Annotated in this window: 29 protein-coding genes; 23 read left to right on the top strand and 6 right to left on the bottom strand. The window is 56.4% G+C overall.

Annotated elements, in window-relative coordinates; genetic code table 11:
* Positions 1 to 12: 12 nt before the first annotated feature.
* Together ACZ46D_RS13115 and ACZ46D_RS13110 are read right to left on the bottom strand one after the other, a co-directional pair.
* Positions 13 to 1,482 (bottom strand): sensor histidine kinase, encoded by a 1,470-nt coding sequence (locus ACZ46D_RS13115; RefSeq protein WP_464927887.1) that lies wholly within the window; start codon positions 1,480 to 1,482, stop codon positions 13 to 15.
* An 84-nt stretch (positions 1,483 to 1,566) separates the two neighbouring features.
* Positions 1,567 to 2,928, bottom strand: a complete 1,362-nt coding sequence (locus ACZ46D_RS13110) for a sensor domain-containing diguanylate cyclase (protein ID WP_464927886.1) — start codon at positions 2,926 to 2,928, stop codon at positions 1,567 to 1,569.
* A 406-nt stretch (positions 2,929 to 3,334) separates the two neighbouring features.
* On the opposite strand from ACZ46D_RS13110, the gene ACZ46D_RS13105 reads away from it, so the two are divergent.
* From ACZ46D_RS13105 to ACZ46D_RS13060, 10 genes are all read left to right on the top strand, one after another.
* The gene (locus ACZ46D_RS13105; protein ID WP_464927885.1) at positions 3,335 to 4,420 is read left to right on the top strand and encodes an alkene reductase; all 1,086 of its coding nucleotides are present in this window, start codon (positions 3,335 to 3,337) and stop codon (positions 4,418 to 4,420) included.
* Positions 4,421 to 4,464: 44 nt separating this feature from the next.
* A complete protein-coding gene (locus ACZ46D_RS13100) occupies positions 4,465 to 5,013 on the top strand; it encodes an SAM-dependent methyltransferase (RefSeq protein WP_464927884.1) in 549 nt (182 codons plus the stop codon).
* 29 nt (positions 5,014 to 5,042) lie between these two features.
* The gene (locus tag ACZ46D_RS13095; RefSeq protein ID WP_464927883.1) at positions 5,043 to 5,894 is read left to right on the top strand and encodes a deoxyribonuclease IV; all 852 of its coding nucleotides are present in this window, start codon (positions 5,043 to 5,045) and stop codon (positions 5,892 to 5,894) included.
* A gap of 22 nt (positions 5,895 to 5,916) precedes the next feature.
* Positions 5,917 to 6,177 carry a DUF504 domain-containing protein gene (locus tag ACZ46D_RS13090; protein WP_464927882.1) on the top strand — a complete coding sequence of 87 codons (261 nt, stop codon included), beginning with the start codon at positions 5,917 to 5,919 and terminating at the stop codon, positions 6,175 to 6,177.
* 120 nt (positions 6,178 to 6,297) lie between these two features.
* Entirely contained in the window at positions 6,298 to 6,837 is a 540-nt protein-coding gene (locus ACZ46D_RS13085) for a DUF502 domain-containing protein (RefSeq protein ID WP_464927881.1), read from the top strand.
* A 55-nt stretch (positions 6,838 to 6,892) separates the two neighbouring features.
* On the top strand, positions 6,893 to 7,708 hold the full coding sequence (locus tag ACZ46D_RS13080; RefSeq protein ID WP_464927880.1) for an ATP-binding protein: 816 nt from the start codon (positions 6,893 to 6,895) through the stop codon (positions 7,706 to 7,708).
* A 170-nt stretch (positions 7,709 to 7,878) separates the two neighbouring features.
* Positions 7,879 to 8,100 carry a two-CW domain-containing protein gene (locus ACZ46D_RS13075; protein ID WP_464927879.1) on the top strand — a complete coding sequence of 74 codons (222 nt, stop codon included), beginning with the start codon at positions 7,879 to 7,881 and terminating at the stop codon, positions 8,098 to 8,100.
* Between the two features lie 133 nt (positions 8,101 to 8,233).
* Positions 8,234 to 8,641 (top strand): PA2779 family protein, encoded by a 408-nt coding sequence (locus ACZ46D_RS13070; RefSeq protein WP_464927878.1) that lies wholly within the window; start codon positions 8,234 to 8,236, stop codon positions 8,639 to 8,641.
* 40 nt (positions 8,642 to 8,681) lie between these two features.
* Complete coding sequence (locus ACZ46D_RS13065; protein ID WP_464927877.1) at positions 8,682 to 9,608, top strand: PA2778 family cysteine peptidase; 927 nt, start codon at positions 8,682 to 8,684, stop codon at positions 9,606 to 9,608.
* A gap of 207 nt (positions 9,609 to 9,815) precedes the next feature.
* Positions 9,816 to 10,295: a prepilin-type N-terminal cleavage/methylation domain-containing protein gene (locus tag ACZ46D_RS13060; RefSeq protein ID WP_464927876.1), complete on the top strand. Its 480-nt coding sequence runs from the start codon at positions 9,816 to 9,818 to the stop codon at positions 10,293 to 10,295.
* On the opposite strand, the gene ACZ46D_RS13055 is transcribed toward ACZ46D_RS13060, so the two are convergent.
* Entirely contained in the window at positions 10,292 to 10,816 is a 525-nt protein-coding gene (locus ACZ46D_RS13055; protein ID WP_464927875.1) for a hypothetical protein, read from the bottom strand. The genes ACZ46D_RS13060 and ACZ46D_RS13055 overlap by 4 nt on opposite strands.
* 6 nt (positions 10,817 to 10,822) lie before the next feature.
* Here ACZ46D_RS13055 and ACZ46D_RS13050 point away from each other — a divergent pair, with 6 nt between their 5' ends.
* Both ACZ46D_RS13050 and ACZ46D_RS13045 read left to right on the top strand, forming a co-directional pair.
* Positions 10,823 to 12,415, top strand: coding sequence for an HD domain-containing phosphohydrolase (locus ACZ46D_RS13050; protein ID WP_464927874.1), 1,593 nt, complete (start codon positions 10,823 to 10,825; stop codon positions 12,413 to 12,415).
* A 13-nt stretch (positions 12,416 to 12,428) separates the two neighbouring features.
* On the top strand, positions 12,429 to 12,842 hold the full coding sequence (locus ACZ46D_RS13045) for a hypothetical protein (protein ID WP_464927873.1): 414 nt from the start codon (positions 12,429 to 12,431) through the stop codon (positions 12,840 to 12,842).
* Positions 12,843 to 13,052: 210 nt separating this feature from the next.
* On the opposite strand, the gene cooS is transcribed toward ACZ46D_RS13045, so the two are convergent.
* From cooS to ACZ46D_RS13030, 3 genes are all read right to left on the bottom strand, one after another.
* Positions 13,053 to 14,927: an anaerobic carbon-monoxide dehydrogenase catalytic subunit gene (gene cooS / locus ACZ46D_RS13040; protein WP_464927872.1), complete on the bottom strand. Its 1,875-nt coding sequence runs from the start codon at positions 14,925 to 14,927 to the stop codon at positions 13,053 to 13,055.
* Between the two features lie 263 nt (positions 14,928 to 15,190).
* The gene (locus tag ACZ46D_RS13035) at positions 15,191 to 16,240 is read right to left on the bottom strand and encodes a lipid A deacylase LpxR family protein (protein WP_464927871.1); all 1,050 of its coding nucleotides are present in this window, start codon (positions 16,238 to 16,240) and stop codon (positions 15,191 to 15,193) included.
* A gap of 98 nt (positions 16,241 to 16,338) precedes the next feature.
* Entirely contained in the window at positions 16,339 to 17,349 is a 1,011-nt protein-coding gene (locus tag ACZ46D_RS13030; RefSeq protein WP_464927870.1) for a serine/threonine protein kinase, read from the bottom strand.
* A gap of 377 nt (positions 17,350 to 17,726) precedes the next feature.
* On the opposite strand from ACZ46D_RS13030, the gene ACZ46D_RS13025 reads away from it, so the two are divergent.
* From ACZ46D_RS13025 to ACZ46D_RS12975, 11 genes are all read left to right on the top strand, one after another.
* Positions 17,727 to 18,068 carry an ArsR/SmtB family transcription factor gene (locus ACZ46D_RS13025; RefSeq protein WP_464927869.1) on the top strand — a complete coding sequence of 114 codons (342 nt, stop codon included), beginning with the start codon at positions 17,727 to 17,729 and terminating at the stop codon, positions 18,066 to 18,068.
* A gap of 92 nt (positions 18,069 to 18,160) precedes the next feature.
* Entirely contained in the window at positions 18,161 to 19,249 is a 1,089-nt protein-coding gene (gene arsB, locus ACZ46D_RS13020; protein ID WP_464927868.1) for an ACR3 family arsenite efflux transporter, read from the top strand.
* A 47-nt stretch (positions 19,250 to 19,296) separates the two neighbouring features.
* The gene (locus ACZ46D_RS13015) at positions 19,297 to 19,680 is read left to right on the top strand and encodes a DUF2703 domain-containing protein (protein WP_464927867.1); all 384 of its coding nucleotides are present in this window, start codon (positions 19,297 to 19,299) and stop codon (positions 19,678 to 19,680) included.
* Between the two features lie 76 nt (positions 19,681 to 19,756).
* A complete protein-coding gene (locus ACZ46D_RS13010) occupies positions 19,757 to 20,020 on the top strand; it encodes a thioredoxin family protein (protein ID WP_464927866.1) in 264 nt (87 codons plus the stop codon).
* A 25-nt stretch (positions 20,021 to 20,045) separates the two neighbouring features.
* Positions 20,046 to 21,128, top strand: coding sequence for a permease (locus ACZ46D_RS13005; RefSeq protein WP_464927865.1), 1,083 nt, complete (start codon positions 20,046 to 20,048; stop codon positions 21,126 to 21,128).
* A 14-nt stretch (positions 21,129 to 21,142) separates the two neighbouring features.
* The gene (locus ACZ46D_RS13000; protein WP_464927864.1) at positions 21,143 to 21,376 is read left to right on the top strand and encodes a thioredoxin family protein; all 234 of its coding nucleotides are present in this window, start codon (positions 21,143 to 21,145) and stop codon (positions 21,374 to 21,376) included.
* 126 nt (positions 21,377 to 21,502) lie between these two features.
* Positions 21,503 to 21,970, top strand: coding sequence for a rhodanese-like domain-containing protein (locus ACZ46D_RS12995; RefSeq protein ID WP_464927863.1), 468 nt, complete (start codon positions 21,503 to 21,505; stop codon positions 21,968 to 21,970).
* A gap of 14 nt (positions 21,971 to 21,984) precedes the next feature.
* Positions 21,985 to 22,386 (top strand): thioredoxin family protein, encoded by a 402-nt coding sequence (locus ACZ46D_RS12990; RefSeq protein WP_464927862.1) that lies wholly within the window; start codon positions 21,985 to 21,987, stop codon positions 22,384 to 22,386.
* Positions 22,386 to 23,084: a cytochrome c biogenesis CcdA family protein gene (locus ACZ46D_RS12985; protein WP_464927861.1), complete on the top strand. Its 699-nt coding sequence runs from the start codon at positions 22,386 to 22,388 to the stop codon at positions 23,082 to 23,084. The genes ACZ46D_RS12990 and ACZ46D_RS12985 overlap by 1 nt, the downstream gene beginning before the upstream one ends.
* An 86-nt stretch (positions 23,085 to 23,170) precedes the next feature.
* Positions 23,171 to 25,339: a sigma 54-interacting transcriptional regulator gene (locus ACZ46D_RS12980; RefSeq protein WP_464927860.1), complete on the top strand. Its 2,169-nt coding sequence runs from the start codon at positions 23,171 to 23,173 to the stop codon at positions 25,337 to 25,339.
* The gene (locus ACZ46D_RS12975) at positions 25,243 to 25,548 is read left to right on the top strand and encodes a sulfurtransferase TusA family protein (protein ID WP_464927859.1); all 306 of its coding nucleotides are present in this window, start codon (positions 25,243 to 25,245) and stop codon (positions 25,546 to 25,548) included. Before ACZ46D_RS12980 ends, ACZ46D_RS12975 begins: the two co-directional genes overlap by 97 nt.
* Positions 25,549 to 25,554: the final 6 nt, after the last annotated feature.

The raw sequence follows: 25,554 nt of genomic DNA, 5'->3' as shown, positions 1-25,554 counted from the left end.
ACCGCAAACACCTCAAGCGAGCGGGCAAATAATAGTGAAGGTGGTCCCTTGATTGGGGGATGACTTACACTGCATATCCCCGCCGTGATCGAGTACAATTTTCTTGGAAATGGCAAGGCCAAGACCAGTCCCTTGTTTTTTGGTGGTGAAAAACGGCTCGAAGACATGCTTTTGTATTTCATCGTCCATGCCGGGACCATCATTGGTGATATTGATGGCAACACCTTTGTCATGGAGGCTGGTGCTGACCATGATGCTGCATCCTGCCCCTGCAGTTTGCATTGCCTCCACGGCATTTTTGACAAGGTTGACGATGACCTGCTCCATACGCTCCGCGTCCATTCGAACCTGAAGAGGCTGCGGGTGCAACCTCAAGTTGATAGTGATATTCTGCGGTGTAAACTCTGCCAGTTTCGGCATCAGTTCTTCCAGGAAATCGTTGAGTGAGTGAGTTTCTAACTCCAGGTGAATCGGCTTTGAAAAATCGGTTATCCCCTTGAGCATCCGTTCCAGCTTGGCAACTTCCAAAGAGATGATGGATGCTTTTTTGCGGACCTTGTCGGCAGCATCGGCGTCTTTTTCAATGGAGAGAGCGAACCCGCCGAGCATGACCAAACGGTTTTTAATCTCATGCGCCACCTGCACCACAATATTGCCGATGGCGCTCAAACGATGGGCCTGGCTCAGTTCGTGCTGTTTGAGCTCAAGGTCGGATCGAGTTTCTGCTATTTCTGTCATAAATATTCTTAAACCACTGGCAAGCGTTTCGAGGTCATCCTGGTGAGTGGCGCCCACCACCAGGCTACCATTCATGGCAATGCCTTCTTCCATGGTCTGTGTCATGCGCCTGAGTGGAATAAAAAGACTTCGAAAAAGCAACCAGGTGAGGCTGAAACCGAGCACTCCAATCAGCAGAATACTGACAACCACCACCTCCTTAAAGTGTCGGTACTCCATTTCCCCGCGATGCAGCGCGCTGATGATATCGCGCTTGTTTGAATCGACCAAGGTATCGCATATCTTCGAACAATCATGGTAGAGAGTGTCAAGATCATGAAGGACAAGGTGGCGGGCCTTGGCGATATCATTTTGCTCCATGCCAAGAATCGTATCGCGTAAGGCATCGTAGCGGCTGAATGCCGCATTAAGTTCAACGAGCAATGCCTTTTCCTCGGAATCAGTCGTCCTCTCTTCAAAACCTTGCAGCGTTATTCTGAAAATTGATTCGACGCGCTTGCTTTCGTCACTCCACTCCTGAGCGTCAGGGGCGAGCATATGGCGTTGAATAATCTCGCCCTGCTTCAGGAGAGCGATGTCAAGTTCAGCTGCCGCCAGCATCTCCATGGCATTCTTGGAAAGTGAGTTTTCCATCGTCTGCCGCATCTTCCAGGCATAGCCAAGGGCAACCATTGATGAAACAATGGTCACGATGATGATCCCGGCAAGGGCGAATAATGTCTTGGTGGACAGCCGTAATTTCATGTGATTGGTCCTTCGACAGGCATTAAATATTCACAAGAACCACGTTCAAAATGGAAACTAGGGACATCCAGCCCCCCCAAAAAACTAACTGGCCAACGATGCAGCCGCGGTGACAGGCGAAGTCCGCAACGCTGTTTTCTCTTTCTTCTGGGCCTTCTGGGCATACATCCGGGTGTCGGCCAATTCCAGCAGATGCGCCATGGTCTCGCCCTCGGCCCACTGGGCCAGCCCGTAGCTGAAGGCCAGCGCATACCCCTTGCTCCAACTACTGTTCACCTGGGCCACCCGCTCCTCGATGCGCTCGACCAAACGCGCCGCCTCCCCTTCCGTACAATGGGACAGGATGAGCAGAAACTCGTCGCCCCCCATCCGGCAGGCATAATCACTGGCACGCATCTCCCGGATCAGCTGGCCGGCAAAAACCTTGAGTATACTGTCGCCCTCGGCGTGGCCGAAGGTATCGTTGATCTGCTTTAAGCCATCCAGGTCGAGGTAACAGATGGTGAGCGGACTCAACTCCCGCCGGGTGGCGCTCAGGTGCTTCTGGAGCAGGGCCAGGGCCGCCCGCCGGGTAAAAAGATCGGTCAGTTCATCAATGGCGACCTGGCGCTCCAGCTCCGCCTCCTTGGCCTTCAGCTCCTTAAAAACAAGCTGATAGGGCGAGCGAATGCCGGTCTGCACGATGGCCCGATAAATCATATAAAAGGAAATGATTTTGAAGTAGTGGCCCACCATATTGGAGAAGCCGTAATTGCTGATGTAAAAAGTAAAGGCCAGTTCCGACAGGATGGTACACACGAGGGAGACCATGAGGTAGCCGAAGACCTGGGGGGAAAAAAGCTGCCGGTGCCGGTAGGCCAACCAGGTGGCCAGGCCGAGAATGGCGCAGATAAAAAATTCACTCCAGATCTTAAAAGGCGTCTGCCCAGCCCCTTCGATGAAGCAAATGGGAAATATTCGCCACTGGAAAATCGAAAACAGAATCAGGGCGGTGACCACCGCATAACCGGCCTCAAGCACATAGGGACGTAACGTTATCCGCCTCGGGGCCAGGGAAAAAGCCGCCAACAGGGTGAGGCTTTCCAGAAAACGGGTGGCGACCCACAGCTGATTGGCATAGAAATCATAATCGGTAAAGATCTGCATCCCTTTGTAGGAAAGGGTGTGCATGAGGTCGAGAAACCCGATGAAGAGGTAGGCAATTCCTAGAAGATAGAGATAGGAATCCGCCAGATGTTCCCGGGAATTCCAGGCGATGATGAAGATGGTAAAGGCAATGACGATGCTGAAGATCTCCACCAGGCTGTGGAAGAGGAGATAATTATGGAGGCCAACATAATAGAGGGCGACAAATCCCACCCCCATGAGGAGAAACGCCAGCGAGCGGGCGAGCGCACCGCCCGCCGATGGTCGCTCAAGATGTGTCTGTTTTTCCCTCTCCATCATGCGCCTCTGCCTGTTTGCCCCCACGGCACCCACCACATATATTTTAGCGAAGCACACGCCGAATCACAAGGGCAACCCCGCCGTTCGCGGAAACAACAAAAGATAGAGACGGGGAGAAAAAAACGCCTTTGGGGGGGCTTCTATAAAACCGAATCGCACCTGAACTACTTTCTAACCTAGCCGGAATGCTTTGGGTACAACCTTTTTTTCTAATTTCCAGATACCGGACCGCTGCGTTCTTTTCTTGGCGCGGCAAAAGAACTTACCCCTCTTCCCTGAGATGGATGGCGAGTCAACATCTGTGGTAAACTGAATTAGAAATTTGCTTAAAACCGTTGCGCAGAAGCCAATGGTAATTTTCGCGCCCCAAAGACACCAGGCAAGCAGGCTCACAAAAGGAGATGCCATGAAAACGAGCAGGTTATTGGAACCACTCTCCGTCGGAAATCTACACTTGAAAAATAGAATCGCCCTGGCCCCTATGACGAGGGGGCGGGCGGGGTCGGAGCGGGTACCGAACGAATTGATGGCCGATTATTATCACCAGAGATCCGCAGCCGGACTTCTCATCGCCGAGGCCACCGTCGTTTCAAAACAGGGCATCGGCTGGATCGATTCGCCGGGCATTTACACCGAGGAAATGGTTGCCGGCTGGCGGAAGGTCACCGACAAGGTCAATCCGACAGGTGCTCACATTTTTTTGCAGTTATGGCATTGCGGCAGGGCATCGCACAGTGATTTCCATGCCGGCGAGCTCCCGGTCTCCGCCTCGGCGGTGCAACTGAACGGCGACCACATCAACACCCCGCTCGGCAAAAAGCAGTATGAAATTCCCCGCGCCCTGACGGTGGGGGAAATCAAAGCAACCGTGGACGATTACCGCAGGGCGGCGATCAATGCCAAGGCCGCGGGTTTTTCCGGGGTGGAAGTACATGGTGCCAATGGGTATCTGATCAATCAATTCCTCGATTCGAAAACCAATCTCCGCGCAGATCACTACGGCGGCAGCCTGGAAGGCAGATTTCGTTTTTTCAAAGAGGTGCTTGAAGCGGTGCTTGAGGTCTGGGCTCCGGAACACGTTGGCGCCCGCATCTCGCCCAACGGGGTTTTTAACGATATGGGCAGCGAGGACTTTCGGGAGACGTATCTGTACGTGGCCGGAGAACTCAACAAATTCAAGCTCGGCTATCTCCATATCATGGACGGACTGGCCTTTGGTTTCCACGGCAAGGGCGAACCAATGACATTGGCGGAATTCAGGCCGATTTTCCAGGGCAAGATCATCGGCAATTGCGGCTACACCAAAGAACTGGCAGAACAGCGACTAACAGAGGGCACTGCGGACATAATCGCCTTTGGCCGCCCTTTCATCACCAACCCCGACCTGCCCGAACGCTTCAAGAACGATTGGCCGCTCAATCCTGCCGAGGATATGTCGCTGTGGTATACCCCCGGGGCCAAGGGATATACGGATTATGCGCCGTATAAATAATCTGCTGTAGTGTAAACCTAATCAAGAACAAGGATTACCCCCCAATGGCAAAACACGTATGTCCCTGGTGGATGGCCTATACCTTTGACAATCCGTTGCGGCGGATCTTCCACAGGCCGGAAGAGATGTTCACCCCGTATCTCCAGGAAGGAATGACCGCCATCGACCTGGGTTGCGGCATGGGCTATTTCTCCATCGGCATGGCCAAGCTGGTTGGCGAAACCGGAAAAGTGATCTCCGTTGATCTGCAACAAAAGATGCTGGATACCCTGAAAAAACGTGCCGAAAAAGCGGGGGTTGCCAACCGTATCACCACCTTTTTATGCGATGACGACAACATCGGCAGCCACGAAGGGGTTGATTTCGCCCTGGCGTTCTGGATGGCGCACGAAACCCCGGATGAAATGAATTTTCTCACGCAGGTTCATGCGCTCCTGAAAAAATCGGGCAAGCTCCTCTTGGCGGAACCCAAGCTCCACGTCACCGGTGCCGAATTCAAAAAAACACTGTCCAGCGCCCAAAAAGTAGGCTTCAAACACCTTGCTTCGCCTATAATATCCCTGAGCCATACGGCTCTGTTTGAAAAGCCGTGATGCATCACCTGCCACCCAAGGAGTAAGCCATGCCCCGATTCGGCGCCCACATGTCGGTCAGCGGCGGGATCGCCCTGGCCTTTGACCGATTGGCCGAGGTAGACGGCGAAGCGTTGCAGATCTTCACCGCCAACCAGCGGCAATGGCAGCCCAAGACGCCGTCGCCTACGGAGATCGAGGCTTTCAAGGATCGGCGGCGACAGGCGGCTGGGGTTCCGGTCGCCTCCCACGATTCCTACCTGATCAACCTCGCCTCGCCCAACCCGGAGACGGCGAACAAATCCCTCGCCGCCTTCAGCGAGGAGTTACGCCGCTGCGCTGCCCTGGGCGTCGAATACCTGATCATGCATCCCGGTTCCCATCTCGGCGAAGGGGTCGAGGCGGGGCTGCGGAGATTCACCGCCAACCTCGACCGGGCCATAGGCGAGGCCGACATTGGCCAGCAAGTCATGGTGCTCCTTGAGACCACCGCCGGCCAGGGGACCAACCTGGGCGCAAGCTTCGAAGAACTGGCCACGATCATCGCCGCCTCCGGTCACCCGAAGCAACTGGGCGTCTGCTACGACACCTGCCACACCTTCGTTGCCGGCTACGATATCCGCACCCCCAAGGCCTATGCCGAGACCATGGCCAGATTCGACAGGCTCCTCGGCCTGGAACGGCTCCGATTCTTCCATCTCAATGACGCCATGAAAGGCTTGGGCAGCCGGATCGACCGCCACACACACATCGGCCAGGGCGAGATCACCGTGGCGGGGTTCCGCAACCTGGTCAACGATCCCCGCTTCGCCGACCACCCCATGGTCCTGGAAACCCCCAAATCGGATGATCTCCACGAAGACCGGGAAAATCTGGAACTGCTGCGGAGTCTGTGCAAATAAGATCCTGTGGCCGGAGCCCGGTATGCAACCCATCGACAAACTACTGGCTCGTATCAAGTGGGACACGGATTTCGGCAACGCCGCCTTTGAGATCGGCTACTACGACCGGGTGACGGCGCTCATCGTCCGGCGGCCACTTGCCGACCTGCTCTTTGAGCCGGGCAACAAGGAATCCTTTTTGCTCATGGACGAAGAGGGCGTGTACCAGCGGATTCCCCTGCACCGGGTGCGCGAGGTGTTTCGCAACGGGGCGCTGATCTGGCAGCGGCCGGGACCGGCATAAAGATCGGATAACGATCTCCTTGACCTTGAGCCCCTCTGCCGCGTATGGTCAGCGGGGAGGCGGTTTAACCTTGCCTGGTTGCCGGCTTTGCGGCAACCTAAAAACATTCAGGACCAAATCATGAATAAACTCAGCCAATATTTCCTGCAGGGCCTGCTCTTTCTCGTGCCCGTGGTGGCCACGCTCTATGTGATTTATGTGATTTTTGCCAAAATCGACGGGTTGTTCGCCTTTGCTGTCCCGGGCCTCGGGTTTCTGCTCACCATCGCGCTCATCCTGGCCGTGGGGTTTGTGAGCTCCACTCTGCTTGCCAATAGCGTTATGCTCGGAGTGGATCGGATCTTTGCCCGGATGCCGCTGGTGACCATGATCTATACCTCCATCAAGGATCTGGTTGATGCCTTTGTCGGAGACAAAAAAAGTTTCAACAAGCCGGTTTTGGTTGCCCTCGATGCCGACAACCAAATCAGCGTGCTGGGTTTCATTACCCGGGAAGATCTCCATCCCCTGGGCATTGCAGACAGTGTCGCCGTTTACCTGCCGCAGTCGTACAATTTTGCCGCCAACCTCATCATCGTCGACCGGAGCCGGGTCTCTCTCCTGGCCGCCGAGCCAAAAGAGGTCATGAAATTCATCGTCTCCGGCGGGGTTTCCGGGTAAAAGCAGGCCTTGCTCCATTACCGCAAAGGCCTGGAACCGATAGGGGATTGAGCGCATGTGCCAGTTCTGCACCCAGCATGGGGAGGGAAAAAAGTGGTACGAGAACATGGCCAATTATACGGCCGAGGTGTTCCACCAGGTCAATTCCGCCCAAAACCTCACCCATTTCCTGCGCGGCTTCAGCAAATCGCTGCGGGATGATGTCGCCACTGCCGCCCGCTGGCAGCGCCGCTTTCCGCGCATCTACCGCTTCATCGCCTATCCCCTCCTCTCCCGCAAAATGCAAAAAACCCACTTCGGCCAGATCGTACCTCTGGAGGATATCGAGGCGATCCTCTCGCAGGTGGAGCACATCGTACGGTTGCCCTGCGTCTGCCGGAGGATATCCCTCGGCACCGAAAAACGTTACTGCTTCGGGGTGGGCATGGATCTGACCCCGATCCTCAGCCAGGTGCCGGATTTTGCCGCCTTCGAGCACTGGACCAGGGAGCAGGCTATCCGCTTCATCCGCCAGCTCGACCAGGAGGGCAAGACCCACAGCGTCTGGACCTTCAACACCCCGTTCATCGGCGCGATCTGCAACTGCGATCAGAATTGTATGGCCTACCGGGCCCAGATAACCCTGGGGGTAACCCGCACCATGTGGAAGGCGGAATACGTGGCCGAGATCGACCCGTTGCGCTGCACCGGCTGCAACCTCTGCCGCAAGCGCTGCTTTTTTGACGCCATCGCTGTTGACCGCGACAACAAGAAATGTGTGGTCGAGGCCGCCGCCTGCTACGGCTGCGGGGTCTGCCGCCCCGCCTGCCAGCACGACGCCATCCGCCTGGTCGACCGCGCGGCTGTCCCCGCTGCGGCGGCGAATTGGTAAACACGAGACGGATTGCGAATTTTGCCGGTTTCTGCCTGGCGTCCCGTCCCCGTAATTATTCAGTATTGCCTGCGGAATTGCCCCGGTGTATCATAAAATAGTTTACGAAAACAGCGATCGCCTGACCGGATTGGCCCACTTTCCGGTCTCGTTCCCTGGGGAATACCGCCATGCACTGCTGGGATTTTCACAACTGCGGCGAAAAGAAAAAAAACTGCCCGGCCTTCCCCGGTTCGGGCAAGAGCTGTGCCTTGCTGGCCGGCACCATCGGCTCCGGACAACCCATCTTCACCTTCAGCCAAAAGAGTGAACGATGCCTCCGCTGCTCCTTCTTCCACAGCGAACACTACGCCGAGGAATTCGAGGGCGCCATCGAGCACGAAGCCTTTTAACCCCCCCCTGCCAAGGCCACCCGGGAAACAAGTGGACAAACCATTGCCTTTTGGTCATCATAATTCGGGAATAGGATTGTATTTTTGTTGGGGATAATTTCCCCTAAACTTCTTCACCACAATGGGGGTAGCCATGCTGCAGAAAATGATCAAGCCCGTGAGTTTCTTTTTGGTTTTCTCCTTTCTTCTGCTCGATTTTTCCGTGCAGGCGGCAAAGGCGCAGATGATCGACACCAATACCGTGATCGCGGTGCAGAAGGAAGACGCGAGCAGGGAGCGGGTTGCCGCCTTCCTGGGTCGTGAAGATGTCCAGCAGGTCATGGTTCGACATGGCGTCGATGCTGTCGAGGCGCAAAAAAGGGTGGCCAGCCTTTCCGATGCAGAGCTGGCAAAAATTTCCCAGGCCCTGGAGCAGCTGCCGGCCGGCGGGGACGGAATTGGGGCGGTCATTGGCGCTGCTGTTCTCATCTTCGTGGTCTTGCTGATCACCGACATCCTCGGTTTCACCCATGTTTTCTCCTTTGTTAGCCACAAGCGCTAAGCGCCAGGCACAATTGCGTTTCCTTCAGGCCGGCAATCGGATGATTGCCGGCCTGTTGTTTTTCGCGCTGCCCCTTCTTCTCTCCAGCTGTGTCCTTTTGCCGGCAGGACACCTGCCCCAGGTACCGGACGGGCCTGATAAGGCCATGGTTGCCGGGGTACCTTTTTTTCCCCAAGAGGAATTACAATGCGGGCCGGCAGCCCTGGCCATGGCGCTTAACTGGAGCGGGATTGAGATACAACCCTCCGATCTCTCCCCTGAAGTTTTCAGCCCCGGCCTCAAGGGTAGCCTCCAGAGCGCCTTGATTGGCGCAGCCCGCAGGCATGGCCGGATCGCTTATCCCATCACCGGCAGTGAGGCCCTGCTGGCCGAGGTATCTGCCGGCAATCCTGTCATTGTCCTGACCAATCTCGCGTTCTTCTGGTATCCGAAATGGCACTATGGTGTGGTGCTCGGCTACGATCAGGAGCGCGGCGAGATTATCCTTCACTCAGGGCTCACCGCCAACGAGCATCTCGGTTCCAGGATTTTTCTGAATATCTGGCAGCGCAGCGACTGCTGGGGGCTTCTCGTCCTGCCGCCGGAACGGTTGCCGGCCACCGCGACAGAAGAGGCTTGGCTCACCGCCGTTTCCGGACTGGAAAGGACCGGTCAATGGCAGGGTGCCGCAGCCGGCTATGGCGCGGCCCTGAAACGCTGGCCCGAGAGTTTTGGTGCCTGGATGGGCCTTGGCAACAGCCGCTACAGCCTGCACAATCTGGCCGGCAGCGGTGAGGCCTTTCGCCGGGCAACCCTGCTGCAACCGGAAAACGGCATCCCCTTCAACAACCTGGCCCAGGTCCTGAGCGAACAGGGCAAGCGGAAAGAGGCCCTGGCCGCAGCGCAACACGCCGTGGACCTTGGCGGCCCGCTCCTTGATAATTTCCGGCAAACCCTGGAAGAGATTATGGCCATGCCCGCGCCCTGAAACGGCGGGAGGAGAGCAGCGCGAGAGTGTGTCGGCACAGGGAAAAACGCATGTTGCAATGATCCAGATTCGGCCAAAAACTAGCGTTTGCCTTAAACATACTGAACGCATAGGCTGGATGTATGCCGTAATTGCAGAACCCCATCTGTGAATTCGGCAAAAAAGCACGGAGATTGCCCAGGATCTTGCAATGGATACCCCCTGCCCATGATGCTCAACCACCTATGGCAACGAAAATTCGTGGCTTACAACAAAGGCTTTACCCTTATCGAACTCCTTATCGTTATTGCCATTATTGCAACCTTGGCAGGGATTGCCACCCCACTGTTTTCCAGCTACATTGATCGAGTGAAGAATCAAAGAGCCGTGGTTGAAATCCGCATGCTTTCCCGGGAAATTTCACTCTTTTATAATGACAATAACCGTTACCCGGTCAACCTGGCGGAAATTGGCCTCGGCTCTCTGCGCGATCCCTGGGGCAACCCCTATCAATATCTGCCAGTTGCCGGTACCCCTAAAGGAAAACTCCGCAAAGATCACTCCATGGTCCCGGTGAATCAGTATTATGACCTTTACAGCAAGGGGAAAGATGGCAAAAGCCAGGCCCCCTTTACCGCGGCGGCCAGCCGTGATGATATTGTCCTCGCCAATGATGGTTCATATATCGGTCTTGTTTCACAATACTAACGGGATGAAACATGAAGCTTTCCAAACTTGACTCCACTTTTCTGAAAAGCAAAATAGCCCGCAGGATTTTCTTTCTCTTTATTGGCTGCGCGCTGCTGCCTCTCACTGTATTGACGACCCTTACCTTCATTCATGTCACAAGGCAGATTAAAATCCAGAGTCTTGAGCGTTTGCAGCAGTCGGCTAAAATTCATGGCCTGAGCATATATGAACGTTTCTTGTCCATGGAAAGCGACATGCAGTTCATGGCCACAACGCTGAAACAAAGCAAGACCACACCATCTTTCTCCGCTTTTTTTGACACGCTTTTCCAGGAAAGACTCAGCCAACGATATGAAGCGCTCTTTCTCTGGAAAGAAGGGGAAACCCCACAACTGCTCTTTGGCAATGCTCTTTCCAGCCTTGAACCAACCAAAGATTTTCCCGCAAGAAACGGCAAAAACCAAATCCTGGCCAAACAACAAAAAAGCGGGCTGGCCGAGATTTACCTGATTGTTCCCCTGGACAACCATGCCCCACAAGGATCTGTGCTGATCGCCCGGGTCAACACCACCTATCTGTGGGGAATCGGCTACGAAAACATCCTGCCCCCGATGACGGAACTGTGCATTCTCGACCAGAGCCGAGATATCCTTGCCAGCTCCTTTCCGACAAATCCGCGGCTCTTACAGGAAATCGCCTTTCGGGCAGGAGGTGCCAAAGAAAGACAGTTTGAATACACGGCCGAAGACAAAAAGGACTTTCTTGTCAGCTTCTGGCCCCTTTACCTGCAAGGAAAATTCAATTCCCCAAACCTTACCGTGGTTCTCAGGCAGGCACGGGCAGATGTGCTTGCCCCACTGGATGATTTCAAGATAATATTTCCGCTGGTCGTGCTTTTATCGCTCTGGATCGTTCTGCTGCTCAGCATGGTATTCATCAGAAGGTATATGGTACCCGTTGAGAGGCTGAAAGAGGCAACCGTGCATATCGCCGAGAGGGACTTTACCCAGAAGATCGATATTAAGAGCGGGGATGAATTCGAAACCCTGGCCCACTCCTTCAACACGATGAGCAGCCGGCTGAACAGCCAATTCCATACCCTGGAAACCATTTCCGATATCAGTCGGGCCATTCTCTCTTCCCTGAATACGAACCAGATCATCGAGACAGCGCTGAGTCGTCTGTCCCAATTTCTCCATAGCGAGGCAAGCCAACTCATCCTTTTCCAAGACCAAAAATCAAGCCAGGCAACCGCCTTTACCTACTCCGGGGAGGCAAAACTTTTCCGCGAAGAAGAGATCGTTGAAATCTCGCATACCGAAAAAATACCGCTCTTTAAAAAGCCGCACTTTCTCCGCACCGACCACCTCTCTTCCCCCCGCTATCTGACAACCTTTTTCGGGAAACCCCTCCCGACCATTCTCCAGCTTCCCCTGGTAAACAATGGCGAGCTCAGAGGCATGATTAACCTGAGCTTCAACCCCCAGAGAGTGTTGAGCGATGACGATTGCAACCACGCCCGGCAGTTAGCCGATCAGATAACCATCGCCCTGGAGAATGCCAACCTTCTCGAGACCCTTGAGAAACTCACCTGGGGCGCCCTCCAAGCTTTGGCCCGCACTGTTGATGCGAAATCACCCTGGACAGCTGGCCATTCGGAACGCGTCACCGACCTCGCCATCAAAATTGCCAGAATCATGGGCTGCACAAAAAAAGAAACAACCGATCTCCATCAAGCGGCCCTGGTGCATGATATTGGCAAGATCGCCATTTCGAACACAATTCTCGACAAACCGGGAAACCTTACAGACGAGGAATTTGAGCACATCAAGAATCACCCGCTTATCGGGGCCCGCATCCTGCAACCGATTTCCGGTTTTGCCGACGCCCTGAACATTGTTCTCCAACACCATGAGCGCTGCGACGGCTCTGGATACCCCCTTGGCTTAAAAGGTGAGGCGATCAGCCTTGGGGCAAAAATTATTGCCGTAGCCGATGTCTATGATGCCCTCATCTCAGAGCGGCCTTATCGGGGCGGTTGGGTGAAGGACAAGGTGCTTGAACTTATTCAGGAGGAAAGCGGGAGCAAGTTGGACCCCGAGGTTGTCAAGGCATGCCTGTTTGCCGTGCAGCAATGACAAAGGTACCACCATGAAATCATCCAAAAACAGAAGCTTCACCAAACCCATGCTGTGCGTGGCAGCGGCAATCTGTCTTGGCCTCGTACTCTTTTTTATTTTTTCAGCCCAAAAAACGCACCATCTCCCTCCGGAGATTTTGGGTGAATGGTACTCCGATGATCCCCGGTATCAAACCTGCTTCATGAAAATCCGTGCTAACTTTTTCATTATCGGTGGCGCCGATGGCAACATCTATCCCTATGGCATCAGGTCAGTCAGCGAAGAGGCCACGGCCAACAGCAAAGAGCGCTATTACACACTGCGCTGTGAAGATACGGAAGGATTGGCACTGGAATTCCGCCTCTATTACAATGCGGAGACAAGAAGGCTCTCTTACAAGAATCAGCAGAACGTTATCTGGTTCAAGGCAAAAAAAGAAGACTAAGAAAGCAGGGCTGCGCTTGCTTGCCCACCGGAGACACCCAACGGAAAGATTTCGGTATTCCGCGGCCCGTCCTTCCTTGCAGATATTTCAATAGCTAAGGCCCAGTCCTCACCAACCCGTCTCGCCCCCTCCCCAATCCGCCAGGCCTCCGAGCCAGTGCTCCTGCAGCTCAATCGCTGTGCTGATTCGCTCCACAGCTGGCCGATAAGATCAGGAAAGCCCCAGCGCCTTGCGCTTGCTGATGATCCGCCGGTCTAACAACTCGGCTGCCTTGCGCGGATCGGACTCAACGACGAAGCTGGCCCCAACCAAGCCTTCAAGGCCGTTTAAAGCCAGGTCGGTGACCACCTTAGAGCCGAGGATGTTGGGCGGCAGGCCCAGGTGGGTGTAGATGCCGCAAGCCACCGCATAGAGGCCGATGGCCGCCGCCTTTTCCGAATACCATTCGGGCGAGGAGGCGCACACCGGCAGGTCGGAGATATCCACCCCCAGTTCGTTGGCGATCAGAGCGCAGAGCTGGATGACCCGCGAGTTGTCCACACAGCTGCCCATGTGCAGAACCGGCGGGATGCCCAACGCGCCGCAGACCGCCTTGAGACCAGGCCCGGCCATGGAAATCGCCTCGGGCACCAGCAGTCCGGCCTTCCCGGCGGCGGTGGTCACGCAGCCGGTGACCAGAACCATGATGTCCTTTTCGATCAGGGCCTTGGCCAGGCCGACGTTGCAGGAATCCTGCTGCAATTTAGGGTTGTTGCAGCCGACAATGGCGACAAAGCCGCGTACCTTTCCGGCCTTGACCGCATCGAGCAGCGGGGTGAGACTGCCGCCTAAAGCGGAGAGGATCGCCTCGTTGCTGAAGCCGGTCATGATCTCCACCGGCTCGCCCGGAATCTCCACCCGATTGGGGTCGCGCTTGGCAAAGCCGTCCACCGCGAGGCCGACGATCTCCTTGGCCTGGGCCAGGGCACTCTCCGGCCGGACGTTAAAATGGATGGCCCCGGTAAACTTGGCCTTGTTGGCGGTGGTGATAAACTTGGTGTGGTAGCAGCCGGCCGCCTGCACCAGGCTTGGCATGATGCACTGGTAATCGACGACGATGGCCTCCACCGCGCCGGTGACCACGGCCAGCTCGGTCATCAGGTGGTTGCCGGCCATGGGAATCCCCTGGCGGGCCAAAATCTCGTTGCCGGTGCAGCAGAGACCGGCGATATTGATCCCGCTGGCGCCCATTGCCTTGGCCCTGGCCAGCAGGGCCGGGTCCTGGGCCGCGGCAACGATCATCTCGCTCACCACCGGGTTGTGGCCATGGACCAGGATGTTCACCTGGTCTTTCTTGATTACCGCCAGATTCACCTTCGCCCTCTTGGGGGTGGGGGTGCCGAAAATCACGTCGGAGAGTTCGGTGCCGATCATCGAACCGGCCCAGCCGTCGGCCAGGGCGGTGCGCGCCGCGTGGATCAGGGTGTTGGGGGCGTCGTTGTCGCAGCCCATGTGGGTGCGGTGCATCATCTCGACGATCTCCCGGTCCACGCCGCGCGGGGTCATGCCGAGCTTCTGCCAGATCGCTCGCCGCTTGGCAGGCACCCGGCACATGAAGGAAACCTCTTTTTTGCGGCTGCCGAAGTCACCGTAAAAGATATCCAAGACATCGCGGGCGATCTCGAGAATCTTGCGGCCCTTGGTTTCGACCCCGATCTCCCCGGCGATGCGGACCAACTTTGCCTCATCCCGGATTTGGTAATCCTTGGTGGCACCCTCGACAATCGCCTCCAACACCTCGACCAGATCACGGCCGTGATCGGAGTGGCCGGCGGAACCGCCGGCGATAAAACGGCCGAAGTTCCTGGCCACGATCACATCACCGTCGGCGCCGCAGACACCGCGCTTCATCTTGTCGCTGATCCGGCACGGCCCCATGACGCAGTTGCGGCAGGTGGTACCCAGCTCGCAGAATTTGCAGTGCGGGGTCTGCTGTTCCAGCCGATCCCAGGCCGTTTCCACCCCGTCGCGCTCGGCCTTGGCAAGCATTTGCCGGGCATCGGGCCAGATGGATTTCTCCTCGATCGATCGCTTTTCCCGTGCCATGATGTGTCCTCCGCTGTGGTCATCGGTTGTTCTTGGACAGGCTATCCCCCTCAAAAAAATTCTGTGAGCTTTCCAACATTTTTCTTATGTTTTTCAAGGTCCCGTGAACATGCGGGTTCGATGCCTGGCATTATCCTATCACCCCTGGGGGAGATTTTTCAATACTGCACAGTGCACAAGGAGAAATTCCCTCTTTTCCTGCCCGGCGATTGCCAAGGTCTTGAGGAATTATGGGGTTTCGGCGTATCCGGGCGGAGGCGAGACTAAAAAAAGAAGGAGAGGGTGAGGGAACCGAAGGTGTGATTGCCGTCTTGGCCGTCGTATTCCTTGGTGCGGAGCACCTGGGTCCAGGTCAGCTTGAACTGTTGGAAATAGACGGCAGCCCCCCCTGCCAGGTCAGCGACCAATGGTTGCTTGTCAACGCTGTGGCTGTGGGCGAAGGTATTGCCGTCCAGAAAGATGTCCTGGAGCACCGCACGGCCGTTCACCGCGGCAAAGAAATAACCACCCTGCTGCTGCCTTGCGGAAAAACTGGTATTGCCTGCCGGTCGGATCAGGCTTACGCCGAAGTCGTCGGGCAGGTTCCAGCCCAGACGGGTTTCAAAGCCGGTGTTGGCATAGGTGAAGACATTGCCCAGGGCGCAGCCGAGGTGGGTGATGGCATCGATGGCAAAATTGCCCCGGCTGATGAAGGGGGCGAGGTGCCATTTGCGTTCGTAAATCGCGGCCAACCCCGGCTCGTTTTTCAGCTGGTGCTCCCAGCCGTTTGGCTTTTGATTGCCGGTAAGCTCGTGCACCGTTTTCTGCGTCTCCTCGGCAAAGGAGCTCGGCCCGACCATGCCCAGTTGCAGCTCGATGGTATCCATTTGTTTGTTGCTTCTGGTATGAAATGCCGCGGCAAAGTAGGTCCAGCCGGCATAGGGGCGGTCCTCCCTGATTAGGTCGCTGCGGGAGATGTCGTCAGGGGTGTAGATGTCCTGACCAAGGGAGAATTCCACCTTGCGCTTCAAGGCCGGATCCGGATCGTTGATAAAGGGCAGCTGGTAAATGTATTCAAGGCTCCATTCCGGCAGCTTGCCGCTCTCGACAAAGCTGACCAGGTCAGGAGAGATGAGGGAGATCTTGACGCCGTTGGTGTAGTTGCGATCCGTGCCGGTAAAGAGGTCGTTTTCAAAGTAGACATTCACGGTCCACGGCAGCTGCGGTTCTTCCGCAGCCAGGGAGGATGTTGCCGGGGCAAGGCAAAAAAGACCAAAAAGCAGCCCGGCAAGGAAGGCCCGGAGACCGGGACGAACGAGATCTGAGGGTAGCATGTCTGTGTTACTCCATCCTTCCCTTTTCCAGCCGGGAGGTTACCGCTTGTCGCCCATTGTGGGGACACCCCACCTGTCTTTCACCAAACTGCCCAGCCTCAGAGCCAGTTCCCCTCGGGCTCGGGCGCGGTTTTGATCCGCTGCAGCTGGTCGGCAAGATCGCACAGCTCCCGCTGCCAGTACTCACGGGTACCGAAATCAGGCGCTACCCGGCTCAGCCCCTCCTCGGCCACCTGATAACCGCACCAGGCCATGTAGTGGATAAAGCGCATGGCCCGGAGCGGCTCGATCAGCCGCAGGCTCCGCCGGTCAAAATCCCGGAAGGTTTCGTAGCCTTCGAGAAAAAGCTCGATCTCGGTAAAGGTCTCTTCCCGGTAGCCGGGCAGCAGCATCCAGAAATCCTGCACCGGCGGGCCAAGGGCCATATCGTCGAAATCAATGACATAGAAGGATTCGCCGGGCCGGTAGATGAGGTTGGAGAAATGGCAGTCGCCGTGGATGCGGATCATCTCGGTGTTGGCAAACAGCGGGCTGATCTCACCGATCAGAGCCTTGGTCAATTCGGCGAATTGCGCGGCCAGGTCCGCGGGCATGAACTTCCCGGCCAGAAGATAGTCCGCCTGCTGCCGGGTTGATTTTTCCGGGGTCATGGTGATCCGCCCCTCCGGGATCCGGCCTGCGCCCACGGCATGGATCCGGCCCAGCAACCGGCCGATTTCCAGCCACTGCTCCTCGCTGTATTCATCCAGGCTGCGGCCGCCGCATTTGGGAAACACGGTAAAATACATCCCTTCATGTTCGCCGAGACTGCTGTTGCCCTGCAAGGCAAGCGGGGCGATGACCGGAATCTCCCGGCCGGCAAGCTCAAGTAAAAACTCATGCTCGTCCTGGAGCGCGGCATGGCTCCAACGCCCGGGCCGGTAGAACTTGACCACCAGCCCGGCGCCGTCCTCGCCCTCCAGCTCGTAGACCCGGTTGATGTAGCTGGCCAGGGGCCGACAAAGATTGGTGCAGCGGATATCCAAGGCCTTTTCCACCAGACCGAGCACCGTATCCGGGGTCAGATGGTGGAAGGCGGAATGCGCGTGGGGCTTAACAGTTCGGTTCATAACAGCTCAATATAATTTCTACCGTGAAGAATAAATAATGGGGTGAGATCCTGGACCCTGTTCCCCAAACCGCATCGCTCATGTTGCCCTATCATTTTTCATGTCCTTTATTTTTCATTATACACTTTTCATTCTGCATTAAAAAAAGGAGTCATGGTTTTGCCTTGCCGCCTCTGTCTTGGGATTTGACTCTGAACAGCCTCGCACGGCCCCATTGTATTCCAGAAGCGGGGAAAAGTATATGCGGGAAATGGCGCGCCAAATTTCATCCCTGCGGCGAACCAGGCTTGCATTCATCCGCCTATACGGATATAATTATTTTGAAGTATAAATTTTTCACAAAAAGAGCGCCCAATCTGGGGGCGGCCAGGAGGCATATGCAAACAACAGCACAATTCTTCAAAGCCTTATCCGAGGAGCCACGCTTGCGGATTCTGGCCCTGCTTCTGGGCGGCGAACTCTGCGTCTGCGACCTGATGGCCGTGCTCCAGTTGCCCCAATCCACGATCTCGCGGCACCTTGCCTATCTGCGCAACACGGGCTGGGTAAAAGGCAGACGGCTCGGGGTCTGGATGTATTACCGGCTGGCTGAGATGCCGACCCCGCTTGCCAAGGAACTGGTCGAGCTGCTCGGCAAAAGATTGACCGAATTGCCGGACACCCAGCAGGACTACAAAACCCTGGGAGACTTCCAGCGCACCAAGAAAAAATGCGCTTGATTTTTTTGACGCCTTCATCCGCCTATACGGATAAGAAAACAATCGAACCCAGCCCAAATGCCGGCGGCTGCTACAGATAGAAGAGGAGCACCATGCCACGCACCGGGAAAAAATTAAGCTTCCTCGACCAGTACCTCACCCTCTGGATCTTCCTGGCCATGTTCATCGGGATAATGGCCGGCTATCTCTATCCGCCCGTCACCGAGATCATCAACTCCTTTCAGGCCCGCACCACCAACATCCCCATCGCCATCGGCCTGATCCTCATGATGTACCCGCCCCTGGCCAAGGTGCGCTACGAAAAGCTGCACGAGGTTTTCCGCAATGTCAGGGTGCTGGCCCTTTCCCTGGTGCAAAACTGGCTTATCGGCCCGCTCCTCATGTTTCTTCTGGCCGTCACCTTTCTCTCCGGCCTTCACGAATACATGGTGGGGCTCATCCTCATCGGCCTGGCCCGCTGCATCGCCATGGTCATTGTCTGGAACGATCTGGCCGGCGGCGACACCGAGTACTGCGCCGGGCTGGTGGCCTTCAACTCCATCTTCCAGGTGCTCTTCTTCTCGGTCTACGCCTGGTTTTTCATCTCGGTGCTGCCGGGCTGGTTGGGGCTTGCGGGCGCGGTGGTGGACATCTCCATGGGACAGATCGCCGAGTCGGTCTTCATCTATCTCGGCATCCCCTTCCTCGCCGGGATGCTGACCCGCTTTATCGGGGTAAAACTCAAAGGCGACGCCTGGTACCAGGAAAAACTGATCCCGAAGATCAGCCCCTTCACCTTGGTCTTCCTGCTCTTTACCATCATGGTGATGTTTTCCCTCAAGGGCGAATACATCGTGCAGCTGCCCTTTGACGTGATCCGCATCGCCATCCCGCTCACCATCTATTTTCTGGTCATGTTCCTGGTTTCCTTTTTCATGTCCCTCAAGGTGGGAGCCACCTACGAGCAGTCCGCCACCCTCTCCTTCACCGCCGCCTCCAACAACTTCGAGCTGGCCATTGCCGTGGCCATCGCCGTGTTCGGGATCAACTCCGGCGTCGCCTTTGCCGCGGTGATCGGGCCGCTGGTGGAGGTGCCGGTGCTCATCGGCTTGGTCAATGTGGCCCTCTGGTTTAGAAAAAAATACTTCCCCTTTACCAGGGAAACCCTGGCCGGGGTCTGCCATGTTTCCTGCAAACAGTGAGACCATTTCGACCCAGGAAGCAATGAATCCCTTTTACGGAGAAAAAAATGAAAACAGTCATGGTGGAATGGCGGCATCTGGATAAAGAAGGAAAAACCTGTGATCGTTGCGCCCAGACCGGAGAGGGAATCGCGGAACTGATCCAACAGCTGCAGGAGGAATGCAGACCCAAGGGCGTCGAGATCCTTTTCACGGAAACCAAGATGACCGAGGCGGAAATCGGCCAATCAAACCTCGTGCTCATCAACGGTGTCCCACTGGAGACCGTGCTCCCCCAGACGACAGCCGCGGAAAGCAGTTGCTGCTCCTGCGGCGAACTCACCGGCAAGGAGGAATCCTGCCGGACCATAGTCAGACATGGCCAGGTATATGAAGCCATTCCCCGGGAATTTATCAGGGAGGCGATATGCAAGGTCGCCCAGTGTTGCTGACCTCAAAAAATGGCGGCTTGAGCTGGAAAATCTCACGGCAATTTCCGCAGTTGCCTGAAGGGCAAGGAGGAAAATCATGGAAATGGATATCGAGATAAAAATCCTGGGACCGGACTGCAAAAAATGTATCCAGGTCGCGGAGATTGTCCGGCAGGTGATTGAAGAATATGGCCTCCCGGCGCAGATTGAAGAAATTACCGGCCTGGACAAGATGGCGGAATTCGGGGTGTTGTCCACGCCCGCCGTGGTTATCGGCGGAGATGTGAAATGTTCTGGCCGGGTGCCGGAGCGCCATGAAATTCTCCAATGGCTGCAAAAATATCAAGGAACCCCGGAGTAATCTTCCGGCAATAAGGAAACACGCCATGCCGCCCGACAACATGCCCAACCCAGCCGCAAACCCGCAACCCGCCCCGCCGCTTACCGCTGCGGCACTGGGGAAAGTCCTGACCACCCTTGCCGGGCTTGGCCTCTGGTTTGCCCTGTATGGGCAGCTGCACAGCCTGGCCGAATATTTCACCTTTTCCCTGCTCGGCCTGGAACCGGGTAGCCACCTGGGTGAGGCGGTGCTCTTCTTTTTCTACGACACGCCCAAGGTGCTGATGCTGCTCACCCTGATTGTTTACGGGGTCGGGGTGCTCCGTTCCTTCTTCACCCCGGCACGCACCCGGAAAATCCTGGCCGGCAAGCGCGAATCCATGGGCAATGTGCTTGCCGCCCTGTTGGGCATCGTCACCCCCTTCTGCTCCTGCTCGGCCGTGCCGCTGTTCATCGGCTTTGTCACCGCGGGTGTCCCCCTGGGGGTGACCTTCTCCTTTCTCATCTCCGCCCCCATGGTCAACGAAATCGCCCTGGTGCTGCTCTATGGGCTTCTGGGCTGGAAGGTGGCGGCGCTCTATCTGGGGACCGGCCTCCTGATCGCCATTGTCGCAGGGTGGACCATCGGCCGCCTGAAAATGGAGCGTTATATTGAAGAGTGGGTGCGGGAAATACACCTCAATGCCTTCGACATCCCGGATGAAAAACTCACCTGGCCCGAGCGTTTCGCGCACGGGAAGACAGCGGTGCGGGACATCGTGGGCAGGGTCTGGATCTATGTGGTTCTGGGGATCGCGGTGGGCGCCGGAATCCACGGCTATGTACCCGAAGGCCTCATGGCCTCGATCATGGGCAAGGGCGCCTGGTGGTCGGTCCCGGCGGCGGTGCTGGTCGGCATCCCCATGTATTCCAACGCCGCCGGTATCGTGCCGGTGGTCCAAGCCCTGCTCGGCAAGGGCGCGGCGTTGGGAACGGTACTCGCCTTCATGATGAGCGTCATCGCCCTGTCATTGCCGGAGATGGTCATTCTCCGAAAGGTGCTCAAACCGGGACTCATCGCGGTGTTCATCGGCGTGGTGGGTACCGGCATCATGCTGGTGGGCTATCTTTTCAACATCATCATCATCTGATCAGGAGGTCAAGAATGGAAATCAAGGTACTGGGCCCGGGCTGCACGAAGTGCGCGGAGGCGGAAAAAATCATGCGGGGCGCGGTCGAAGAGGCGGGTGTTGAAGCCACCATCGAGAAGATCAGCGATTTTCAGCAGATCGCCAAGCACGGCGTTTTCTCCACCCCAGCAGTGGTCATCGACGGTCAGGTGAAATGCGTCGGCAAGGTGCCATCCAAGGCCGAGGCCCTCGGCTGGATCAAGAAATGACTATGTCCACGACAGACATGGCGATTGCACAAAGACAATAACCCGAGTCGGATTTGCCATGTTTTCATTGTGACAGGTGATTGCGCCGACTCCGGCGGAACACCTATATAACCGGAAAGAAACCCCATGAAAAAAATGTCCCTGCTGACCGCGCTGCTGGCCCTGGCCCTCATGCTGCCGACGCACTCCCATGCCGAGAAACTTGACGACTATATCGCGGGCTTCACCTACCAAGAACGCAAGGATATGAAGATCGACAGCAAGGAGCTGGTGGAGCTGCTCAAGACCGGCAAGGCCCAACTCATTGATGTCCGGTTCCCTGAAGAATATACGGCCTGGCGCATGGGCTTCGCCAAGAACATCCCGCTCAACGAATTGCCCTCCCGGCTGGGCGAACTGGACAGAAACAAACTCATCGTCACCGCTTGCCCCCACTATGACCGCTCCAGCATGGCTCGGCTCTATCTCATCACCAAGGGGTACCGGGCCAGATATCTCCATGACGGACTGCTCGGGCTGGCGGAGTTGCTGCGAGGCGACAAGGCAAGGGATTTTGTCAATGCCGCAGCGCCATTCGCCCAGGGAACCCCATAATACAAGGAGAACGCATGAAAAATTTTATTCGCTTCGCATTGGTGCTGGCCACCCTGGTAGTTCTGCACACCTCTGCCGGTTGGGCGGCAAGCCCGGCTGTGCCGGTGCCGGTTCCCGATACAGTGACCATGATTGATCTCGGCGCCACGGCCTGCATCCCCTGCAAGATGATGGCCCCCATCATCGAGGAGCTTGCGACAGAATACCGGGGCAAGGCAGCGATCATCTTTATCGATGTCTGGAAGAATCCTGACGAAGGCAAGAAATTCAAGGTGAGCATGATCCCCACCCAGATTTTTTTCGACCGCAGCGGCAATGAGATATACCGCCACAGCGGCTTCATGGACAAGAAGACCATTATGGCCCAGCTTGCCCAGATGGGTGTCGCCCAGCCCGGTGTCGGGGGCGAAAAATAATGGACGCTCTTTTTCTCCTGGTCAATGAATGGATGGGTGCAGGCCTCGCCCTTGCCGCCCTGGGCTGTTTTCTCTGGGGCATGATCAGCGTCTTGCTCAGCCCATGCCACCTGGCCTCCATCCCTCTGGTGGTGGCCTATGTGGGCGGCCAAGAACAACTGGTCAAGGGCCGGCAGGCCATACACTACGCGGTGCTGTTCAGTGTCGGCCTTTTTTTAACCATCATCCTGGTGGGGGTTATCTGCGCCCTGCTCGGCAGAATGCTGGGCGATGTGGGGCCGTACTGGACCATGGCCGTTGGCCTGATTCTCATCTGGGTGGCCGTTGACATGCTGGGCATTGCCAAGTGCTCCGTGCCAAGCGGGCTCATGGCAAAATTAAAGGTAAAGGGGGCGTGGGGCGCCTTTGTGCTGGGGCTGGCCTATGGCGTTCTCTCCGGCTCCTGCACCTTCGGCTTTATCGCCCCTATCCTGGCCATTATTACGGTGCAGCAGCAGGTACTGACCGGAGTCTTGTTCATCTTCCTTTTTGCCATCGGCCACTGTCTGCCCATTGCCGTGGCCGGCAGTTCAACCGCCATGGTGAAAAGGCTGCTGGCCAGCTCCTCCTTCAGCCAGGCCAGCGCCTGGTTCCGCAAGGGGGCAGGGGTTCTGATCGCCGGGCTTGGGGTATATTTTCTGGTCAGACCCTTTGTGTAACATCAGGACAATTGTTCTTTGTGTTACAATGAGTTACTGGCGCCCAATTTTCCTTCTCTCTCAACGATGCGAAAGGCGGAAAAACCATGACCATAAAAGACCTGCGGCTCTTCCAGACAGCCAAGTCGTTCCCCAACGCCGACGCCATGGTCCAGCCGGAGGCGACATTCATGGTCGACCGCCATTGGAAAATCAGTTGGCTGAACAAGAGGGCTGAACAACTTCTCCACCTTTCGGCGCACGCCACTATCGGGCAGGAGTTCAACGCGATATTCAGCGAACAACGTTTCGGCGGACTCCATGCCATCCAGCGCTCCCTTGCCAGGGGGCACAGTATATCCAAATACCAGACTGTTTTTTTCGACCCGACCAATGGATCGCCAACGGCCGTGCGGGTAACTGCCCAAGCTATTCCCGATACGGAAGGCAACTTTTCCGGCGCCGTTGTCTCCCTGCGGGACACCTCGGACTCCTCGCAAAGTTTTTCCCTGGTCCTCAAGAATATCGCCGATGGCGTCTTCACGGTGGACAAAAACCTGCTCATCACCTCGTTCAACCCTGCCGCGCAACGAATTTTGGGTTGGACAGAGGAAGAGGTGCTTGGCACCCCCTGCCTGAAAATATTCGGCGGCAGCCTCTGCGGTGCCGAGTGTATTCTGGGGCAAAGCATCCAACACGATAATCCCATTGTCGGCCGGCTCGTTTTCCCCAAGGATAAAGATGGCCGGGCTATCCCGATCAGTATCAGCGCTGCGGCCCTGATGAGCCCTGATGGTGAAGTCATCGGCGGGGTCGGCACCTTTCGGGACATGACCCAGATCATGACCACAGACCTGATCCTGGAGAGTGTCGCCGATGGGGTGTTCACGGTGGATCGCAATTGGCGGATCACCTCGTTTAACCGGGCGGCGGAAATCATCACCGGCTGGAAACGGCATGACGCCGTGGGAAAATTATGCGCCGAGGTTTTCCAGTCCGACGTTTGCGGCCAGGAATGCCCCATAGCCCAGAGCCTCTATGCAGGCAAAGCGGTGGCCAATCGCACCGTCCACATCCGCGACACCCTGGGGAAAAATATACCTATCAGCGTCAGTGCCTCGCCCTTGGTAGACCATGAGGGCACGATCATCGGCGGGGTGGAAACCTTCCGCGACCTGAGCCTTGTTACAATCCTGCGCAAACAGCTATCGCAACGCTACTCTTTTGACGAGATCATCAGCAAGAATTCCAGGATGCAAAACATCTTCAGCATCCTGCCGGAAATCGCCCACAGCGACAGCAACGTCCTGATCCTGGGAGAATCCGGCACCGGCAAGGAAATACTGGCGAGAGCAATTCACAATGCCAGTACCAGAAAAGACAAGCCCTTCGTGGCGGTCAGTTGCGGGGCCTTGCCGGAAACCCTTCTGGAGTCGGAACTCTTTGGTTACAAAGCAGGGGCGTTTACCGATGCCAGGCAAGACAAACAGGGGCGCTTTGCCGCCGCCGAGAAAGGCACTCTTTTCCTCGACGAAATCGGCGACATCTCGCTTGGCGTCCAGGTGAAACTGCTGCGGGTGCTCCAGGAAAAGAGATATGAGCCGCTGGGTTCGAACAAAACCATCGAGGCGGATGCCCGGATTATCGCCGCCACCAACCGGGATCTTCACGACCAGGTGCAGAAGGGTCTTTTCCGGGAAGATCTTTTCTACCGACTCAACGTAGTCCGGATCACCCTGCCGCCCCTGCGGGAACGCAAAGAAGACATCCCCCTGTTGGTGCAGCATATGATCACCCTGTTCTCCGCCAAAACAGGGAAAGACATCGCGGAAATTTCGGACGCAGCCCTGGCGCTGCTCCTGCAATATGATTTTCCAGGCAACATCAGGGAACTCAAAAATATCATCGAGTATGCCTTCATCCTTTGCCCCGGCGGACTTATCCAACCGGCCCATCTTCCCGATCCGTTTGCCCAGCGCAAGGATGACAACTCCCTCCTTCATGACCATCCTGCCGGAGCCCCCTTGACGCTTGAAGAAATGGCATGCCAAACCATCCTGCGCTCCCTTGAGCGGCACAAATGGAAAAAGATGGCGGTCTGCCGCGAACTGGCCATATCCAAGGACACCCTGCGCCGTAAGATCGCGCAATACCAGCTTAAAGACCCGACGGAGGAAAAATGCGCCGGCCCATTGAGCCCCACCCACACAACGGCGGGATTACATGGGACCAAACAGCATCAAGCCGGACAAGACCTTGGACACCAAAAGGAGTGAGCTGCCCCATGTCGTTGCTCAAAACCAAGAAGGCAATTGACGCTATCAATTCCGGAGAGACACTGGAAGTGCTGGTCACTGATCCGGGTTCCAAAAAGGACCGGCCCGGTTGGTGCCACGAGGGGGGCACGAATTTTTGGGCGATGTTGAAGAAGCGGGTTTTACCCGATTTTATATTAGAAAAGGTTAGTTGCGAGTATCAGGCGTAATTCGAT

Source organism: Thiovibrio sp. Mzg5, assembly GCF_055379285.1.
Note: the sequence above shows the minus strand (reverse complement) of the source record. Positions and strands in the feature narration are given on the sequence as shown.

Excerpts from the sequence above, each read along its gene's own strand:
- ACZ46D_RS13115 (WP_464927887.1), bottom strand. The coding sequence starts at position 1,482 with ATGAAATTACGGCTGTCCACCAAGACATTATTCGCCCTTGCCGGGATC.
- ACZ46D_RS13110 (WP_464927886.1), bottom strand. The coding sequence starts at position 2,928 with ATGATGGAGAGGGAAAAACAGACACATCTTGAGCGACCATCGGCGGGC.
- ACZ46D_RS13105 (WP_464927885.1), top strand. The coding sequence starts at position 3,335 with ATGAAAACGAGCAGGTTATTGGAACCACTCTCCGTCGGAAATCTACAC.
- ACZ46D_RS13100 (WP_464927884.1), top strand. The coding sequence starts at position 4,465 with ATGGCAAAACACGTATGTCCCTGGTGGATGGCCTATACCTTTGACAAT.
- ACZ46D_RS13095 (WP_464927883.1), top strand. The coding sequence starts at position 5,043 with ATGCCCCGATTCGGCGCCCACATGTCGGTCAGCGGCGGGATCGCCCTG.
- ACZ46D_RS13090 (WP_464927882.1), top strand. The coding sequence starts at position 5,917 with ATGCAACCCATCGACAAACTACTGGCTCGTATCAAGTGGGACACGGAT.
- ACZ46D_RS13085 (WP_464927881.1), top strand. The coding sequence starts at position 6,298 with ATGAATAAACTCAGCCAATATTTCCTGCAGGGCCTGCTCTTTCTCGTG.
- ACZ46D_RS13080 (WP_464927880.1), top strand. The coding sequence starts at position 6,893 with ATGTGCCAGTTCTGCACCCAGCATGGGGAGGGAAAAAAGTGGTACGAG.
- ACZ46D_RS13075 (WP_464927879.1), top strand. The coding sequence starts at position 7,879 with ATGCACTGCTGGGATTTTCACAACTGCGGCGAAAAGAAAAAAAACTGC.
- ACZ46D_RS13070 (WP_464927878.1), top strand. The coding sequence starts at position 8,234 with ATGCTGCAGAAAATGATCAAGCCCGTGAGTTTCTTTTTGGTTTTCTCC.
- ACZ46D_RS13065 (WP_464927877.1), top strand. The coding sequence starts at position 8,682 with ATGATTGCCGGCCTGTTGTTTTTCGCGCTGCCCCTTCTTCTCTCCAGC.
- ACZ46D_RS13060 (WP_464927876.1), top strand. The coding sequence starts at position 9,816 with ATGATGCTCAACCACCTATGGCAACGAAAATTCGTGGCTTACAACAAA.
- ACZ46D_RS13045 (WP_464927873.1), top strand. The coding sequence starts at position 12,429 with ATGAAATCATCCAAAAACAGAAGCTTCACCAAACCCATGCTGTGCGTG.
- cooS (WP_464927872.1), bottom strand. The coding sequence starts at position 14,927 with ATGGCACGGGAAAAGCGATCGATCGAGGAGAAATCCATCTGGCCCGAT.
- ACZ46D_RS13035 (WP_464927871.1), bottom strand. The coding sequence starts at position 16,240 with ATGCTACCCTCAGATCTCGTTCGTCCCGGTCTCCGGGCCTTCCTTGCC.
- ACZ46D_RS13030 (WP_464927870.1), bottom strand. The coding sequence starts at position 17,349 with ATGAACCGAACTGTTAAGCCCCACGCGCATTCCGCCTTCCACCATCTG.
- ACZ46D_RS13025 (WP_464927869.1), top strand. The coding sequence starts at position 17,727 with ATGCAAACAACAGCACAATTCTTCAAAGCCTTATCCGAGGAGCCACGC.
- arsB (WP_464927868.1), top strand. The coding sequence starts at position 18,161 with ATGCCACGCACCGGGAAAAAATTAAGCTTCCTCGACCAGTACCTCACC.
- ACZ46D_RS13015 (WP_464927867.1), top strand. The coding sequence starts at position 19,297 with ATGAAAACAGTCATGGTGGAATGGCGGCATCTGGATAAAGAAGGAAAA.
- ACZ46D_RS13010 (WP_464927866.1), top strand. The coding sequence starts at position 19,757 with ATGGAAATGGATATCGAGATAAAAATCCTGGGACCGGACTGCAAAAAA.
- ACZ46D_RS13005 (WP_464927865.1), top strand. The coding sequence starts at position 20,046 with ATGCCGCCCGACAACATGCCCAACCCAGCCGCAAACCCGCAACCCGCC.
- ACZ46D_RS13000 (WP_464927864.1), top strand. The coding sequence starts at position 21,143 with ATGGAAATCAAGGTACTGGGCCCGGGCTGCACGAAGTGCGCGGAGGCG.
- ACZ46D_RS12995 (WP_464927863.1), top strand. The coding sequence starts at position 21,503 with ATGAAAAAAATGTCCCTGCTGACCGCGCTGCTGGCCCTGGCCCTCATG.
- ACZ46D_RS12990 (WP_464927862.1), top strand. The coding sequence starts at position 21,985 with ATGAAAAATTTTATTCGCTTCGCATTGGTGCTGGCCACCCTGGTAGTT.
- ACZ46D_RS12985 (WP_464927861.1), top strand. The coding sequence starts at position 22,386 with ATGGACGCTCTTTTTCTCCTGGTCAATGAATGGATGGGTGCAGGCCTC.
- ACZ46D_RS12980 (WP_464927860.1), top strand. The coding sequence starts at position 23,171 with ATGACCATAAAAGACCTGCGGCTCTTCCAGACAGCCAAGTCGTTCCCC.
- ACZ46D_RS12975 (WP_464927859.1), top strand. The coding sequence starts at position 25,243 with ATGCGCCGGCCCATTGAGCCCCACCCACACAACGGCGGGATTACATGG.